Source organism: Acinetobacter sp. YH16042, from assembly GCF_013417245.1.
Taxonomy (GTDB): Bacteria; Pseudomonadota; Gammaproteobacteria; order Pseudomonadales; family Moraxellaceae; genus Acinetobacter; species Acinetobacter amyesii.
This window is the reverse complement of the sequence record NZ_VPEJ01000053.1, coordinates 1-4860: the sequence shown is the minus strand read 5'-3', so window position 1 is coordinate 4860 and position 4860 is coordinate 1. Positions and strand designations below refer to the sequence as shown.

Sequence of the window (4860 nt, the reverse complement as noted above, 5' to 3'; positions counted from 1 at the left end):
TGAAACTTGGTTGGCTTTAATTAGTTTTTAGTATTCTTTATAGAAAATGCCTCGATCAAGGGGCATTTCTAACAATCATTTAACATAAAATTTCTTATGCGAAATTACATACCAACTTTAACCACATTGTGGACAGGTTGGATTTTAGAGATAAGAAAAACTTCTAGGGCATTTGCTAAATAAGCCGTATCACGCTCAAAGCCTATTGTAATGATGGATCCAGCATCTTTCAGTCTTGGATCTATCGCAATATATTCAGTTTTATCTTCATTCCATCGGCAATATTTCATTACCCTGGCGCTTAAGCCATTACCACGATAACGGCCAGCACCTCTAGAAGTCCCAACACCGATATAAGTCACTAAATCCCCTTTGACAAACGCATATACACCTTGTTTATCGTAATTAGGAATTTTTCCAAAATTAAAATGTACTGGTGACCATTCAGGAGGCTTTCCTAATAGGTCTACATTCCAGTGATGTTCGAAGAATAATTCTGTATTACGTATTAACTTATTAAGTGTTGGATCTTCCACTACTTATCCCTCAAAATTTATAAATTAAAAAGCTTTCGGTCACGCTCATCTGTTAAATACTTATCCATCTGAGCAATTAATTTAGCTCTGGCTTGTTCATCATCTTCAGTGATCTTTAGCATACAGGATCCAATTAAAATTTTGCGTCTGGTATCATCCTTTCGAGCTTGTTCTTTCTCTTTAGCACGTTCTCTTGCCAGTGCTGCCTGTCTTTGAGCCTTTAACTGCTTTAGCTTTTCTTCCTGTGCTTTGATTTTGCTGTCTAGTGTTTCAGTAACGCTCATTAATCCAATACCATCATCCTGGGAAACCATCCCTAACATAAGCGCACTTGAATATGCATTCAAGGTGCTATATGTATAGTAATGTTTTCCTCGAAGAGCGCACTTATGCAAACTTCGTTTGCAAGTACGATTGGGGTCTCCCCAATACCCCGACAACCGTATCCACGGTTGTACTTCACTACGTGAAAATTTAAAAGCGAAAATAGGCATGGCGATTTACCACTTTTCAGTCAAAACCGTAGCACGATCAGCAGGGCGTTCCGCTACTGCTGCGATTGCCTATCGGGCAGGTGAAAAGATCTATTGTGAACGTGAGGGCCGAGAACATGATTACAGCCGAAAAACAGGTGTGGAATATAAAGAAATTTATTTACCCGAAGGCGCACCAGAACATTTAAAAAACCGGGAAAGACTCTGGAACGAAGTTGAACAACGGGAAACCCGAAAAAACTCGACAGTTGCCCGAGAATTTGAAATCGCTTTTCCAAGTGAATTAAATCAGGAACAACGCCTGGCCATGCTCGAAGAGCTATGCGCCAGTATCGTGGACAGACACCAGGTAGCCGTCGATGCCTGTATTCATGCACCGCATACTGGATCTGGTAGTGATGAACGCAATTATCACGCGCATATCCTGATGAGCACACGCAAACTTACTCAGGAAGGCTTCACCGAGAAAACCCGGGAACTGGATCAGAAACACAGTGGAGAAATCGAACACTGGCGCGAACACTTTGCCGATATCTGCAATATGCACCTGGATCTGGCTGGATACACTGCCCGAGTCGACCACCGCAGCTACAAAGACCAGGAGAATGGTTTAGAAGCCACGCTGCACGAAGGGCCGAAAGTCACCGAACTGCGCCGAAAAGGGATTGAGACCGAAATCAGCCGAAGCAATGACGAAATCAAACAGAGAAATCAGGCTCAGCTGCAATACAGCAAAAATATGGATCTGCTGATTGCTGAAAATGAGATCAAACTCAGCACACTGAAAACAGAACAGCAGATCCAAATCAAAAATAGCGCTAAAACGCCACCAATTGACGAAAAAGCCCTGTTTGAGGAAAAACAGAGGGAAACCCTTGGCAAAGTGCTAAAACGCGAAATCAGCGCAAAAGACGCGAATCTAGACCTGGATTTCATGCAGCGTAATCTCAAACAAGCCGAAATAACCCTGACCAAGCACCACAAACATCAAAATGAGTTCAATCAGCAGCTTGCCCAGGAGATCGTGAAAAGCGGACTCAAGCAAAGTCATGACAAATTGCAAAGCCTGGTCGATCAACACAACGAATTAACTCAGAACAAACCCTTACTGTTTGGAAAAAAAGCCTGGGAAGCCCAACGTGATGCGATTTACCAGGAGCACAAAAAGCTGAAAGGTCAGCATGAACACCAGAAAAAACATGGTGTGAAGGATTTATTGGAAAATGACAAATTCAAAGAACATGCCTGGAAGCAGTACCAACAACAACATCCGGCCAAAGCCAAGCAATACCAGACTCTATACCCATCCTATCAAGTCATTAAAAAATGTGTGGATGAGATCAAAGCAGAACAACAGATGAAACTCAGACAAGAACAACAGCTCAAAGCACAGCAACATGCGCCTAAAATGAAATCTCGTGGCATGAGTCGATAAACAGAGCGAGTGTCTACGAGCGAACTGAGAAAATTTGCCCATCCCTTTCCCTGATTACAAGCTCCCTATCCATCAATCACCTGCTTTACAGAGCATCCCGCATGGGTGCGAACTTTCCAAGTTTGATTCCTAAACCGAGCGTAGCGAGAAAAAAAGCTCATGAGCGAAGCGAATTCCGAGCTGCTTTTGATCTTGCTTTTGCTTTTTCTCAAATTCACGAAAATATGAACCAAAAATTGCCCCGACGAATCGAGCGAAAGCGAGATTCAATAGAGTTTGAGCGAAGCGAAAACCAAGGGCAATTTTTTACTCCCTGGGCTTTTAATTATTTTTAAGCTTTTAAATGCTTTTAATTAAGCTGTAATCCTTTATTCATAATGGTTCTAGAGATATTAAAACGAGGTTTACCTTGCATTAAAACGAGGTTTACCTTGCATTAAAACGAGGTTTACCTTGCATTAAAACGAGGTTTACCTTGCATTAAGCGAGATAATTATATAACCTCGTCTTATTGAATTAAAAATATAATCTTTTCATATGAAAACAGAACTAGTTGTTAAAGATAACGCCTTAATCAATGCCAGTTATAACCTCGATCTAGTTGAACAGAGGTTAATTCTCCTAGCTATTGTTGAAGCAAGGGAATCGGGTAAAGGGATAAATGCTAATGATCCACTAACAGTTCATGCTGAAAGTTATATTAATCAGTTTGGTGTACATCGAAATACGGCTTATCAGGCGTTAAAAGATGCTTGCGATGACTTGTTTGCAAGACAATTCAGTTATCAGAGTCTTAGTGAAAAAGGTAACACTATTAATCACAAATCAAGATGGGTGAGCGAGGTGGCTTATATTGATAATGAAGCTGTCGTTAGACTTATTTTTGCCCCTGCTATTGTGCCTTTAATTACTAGGTTAGAAGAACAATTTACAAAGTATGAAATACAACAAATAAGTAATTTAACAAGTGCTTATGCTGTTCGTTTATATGAAATATTGATTGCATGGCGTAGTACTGGAAAAACGCCTCTCATAACTATGTATGATTTTAGACAAAAAATAGGTGTACTCGAGACTGAATACAAACGAATGTATGATTTTAAAAAATATGTTTTAGACATTGCATTAAAACAAGTAAATGAACATACCGATATTATTGTCAAAGTTGAACAGCATAAAACAGGTAGATCTATTACTGGTTTTTCATTTAGCTTTAAACAGAAAAAATCAGCCACGCATTCAGTCGAATCTAAAAGAGATCCGAATACATTAGACCTCTTTTCAAAAATAACAGATAAACAACGCCATCTATTCGCCAACAAGCTCTCAGAGCTTCCTGAGATGAGTAAATATTCACAAGGCACAGAAAGCTATCAGCAGTTTGCTGTACGTATAGCTGCCATGCTGCAAGATGCAGAGAAATTTAAGGAATTACTTCCTTTACTCAGAAAATTAGGATTTCAATGACATTGTTAATTGAAATTGTTAAGTTAACAGTCAGGTATTAACACAAGTTGAAAACTGGTTTACATAATGAAAAAACTGTCAGTTTCAGAGTTAGCTAAGCTTTATGGATATTCAAGACAAGCCATATATGCACATATAAACAAAGGAAATTTATCTAAAGGATCTGATGGATTAATTGACTTTTCAGAGGCCCTAAGAGTTTTTGGGGAACCACAAAAAAAAGAGGATACAGTCAATCAAAGTCAATCAATTAACAGTCAAAACTTGACAGAAGTTGACTTACTAAAACGTCAAGTTGACATACTGGAAAAACAATTAAATCAGGCAATACAGAGAGAAAATCAATCTTTAGAACGTGAATCGTTTTATCAAGAACAGATTGAAGCTATGCAGCGCTTACTAGAAGCACCAAAAGCCAATATGACTACCTTTACCGATCAGAGCTTTAAACAGGATATAGCAACGGATCCTCGGTCGGAACTAGCAACGAACTATGACGAATTGACTACTCCTCAGCAAGACAATAAGCGTATTCCTATCCCGGAGCATGTTGAACCAGAACAGAAGAAGAGAGGCTTCCTAAGCCGCTTTTTCCTTCCATATGGTTAGCCAAGACTCCAGTTTTTTGAAGAGCCAATTTCAGTGCAAGCACTTGAAATAATGACTCCTCAAAAAACCGGATGATGTTTATTAAAACTGAATAAAACCGTGGAACATCGCTCAATTAGTGATCGTGGAACATGAATAATCAATAAAAAGCCGTTCTGGTGCCCTATACTCCAGAACGGCTTACGTTAATATAATGATATTTAAAGAGAAATATCAAGCATTTCGTATAAGGTGTATTATGTTAATTTTAGAAAATCTTCACTACTATTATTTTAAAATAAGCCTTATATCCAAGCATAAAACAAGGTTGTCTAGACTT

General features: G+C 39.0%; 6 protein-coding genes. 4 read left to right on the top strand and 2 right to left on the bottom strand.

Features of this window, described 5'->3' with window-relative positions; genetic code table 11:
* Nucleotides 1-104: 104 nt before the first annotated feature.
* Together FTV37_RS16380 and FTV37_RS16375 are read right to left on the bottom strand one after the other, a co-directional pair.
* Complete coding sequence (locus FTV37_RS16380) at nt 105-536, bottom strand: hypothetical protein (protein ID WP_039090891.1); 432 nt, start codon at nt 534-536, stop codon at nt 105-107.
* Between the two features lie 17 nt (nt 537-553).
* Nucleotides 554-820 carry a mobilization protein gene (locus FTV37_RS16375; RefSeq protein ID WP_088749624.1) on the bottom strand — a complete coding sequence of 89 codons (267 nt, stop codon included), beginning with the start codon at nt 818-820 and terminating at the stop codon, nt 554-556.
* 208 nt (nt 821-1028) lie between these two features.
* Here FTV37_RS16375 and mobQ point away from each other — a divergent pair, with 208 nt between their 5' ends.
* The 4 genes from mobQ to FTV37_RS16355 all read left to right on the top strand — a co-directional run bounded on the left by mobQ (nt 1029) and on the right by FTV37_RS16355 (nt 4541).
* The gene (gene mobQ / locus FTV37_RS16370; protein ID WP_107111964.1) at nt 1029-2465 is read left to right on the top strand and encodes a MobQ family relaxase; all 1437 of its coding nucleotides are present in this window, start codon (nt 1029-1031) and stop codon (nt 2463-2465) included.
* Nucleotides 2466-2566: 101 nt separating this feature from the next.
* Entirely contained in the window at nt 2567-2800 is a 234-nt protein-coding gene (locus FTV37_RS16365) for a hypothetical protein (RefSeq protein WP_180064280.1), read from the top strand.
* A gap of 202 nt (nt 2801-3002) precedes the next feature.
* The gene (gene repM / locus FTV37_RS16360) at nt 3003-3932 is read left to right on the top strand and encodes a replication initiation protein RepM (RefSeq protein WP_068553070.1); all 930 of its coding nucleotides are present in this window, start codon (nt 3003-3005) and stop codon (nt 3930-3932) included.
* Nucleotides 3933-3998: 66 nt separating this feature from the next.
* Nucleotides 3999-4541, top strand: coding sequence for a plasmid replication DNA-binding protein (locus tag FTV37_RS16355; protein WP_004896925.1), 543 nt, complete (start codon nt 3999-4001; stop codon nt 4539-4541).
* The last annotated feature ends 319 nt before the right edge of the window (nt 4542-4860 follow it).

Excerpts from the sequence above, each read along its gene's own strand:
- FTV37_RS16365 (WP_180064280.1), top strand. The coding sequence starts at position 2,567 with ATGGGTGCGAACTTTCCAAGTTTGATTCCTAAACCGAGCGTAGCGAGA.
- FTV37_RS16375 (WP_088749624.1), bottom strand. The coding sequence starts at position 820 with ATGAGCGTTACTGAAACACTAGACAGCAAAATCAAAGCACAGGAAGAA.
- FTV37_RS16355 (WP_004896925.1), top strand. The coding sequence starts at position 3,999 with ATGAAAAAACTGTCAGTTTCAGAGTTAGCTAAGCTTTATGGATATTCA.
- mobQ (WP_107111964.1), top strand. The coding sequence starts at position 1,029 with ATGGCGATTTACCACTTTTCAGTCAAAACCGTAGCACGATCAGCAGGG.
- repM (WP_068553070.1), top strand. The coding sequence starts at position 3,003 with ATGAAAACAGAACTAGTTGTTAAAGATAACGCCTTAATCAATGCCAGT.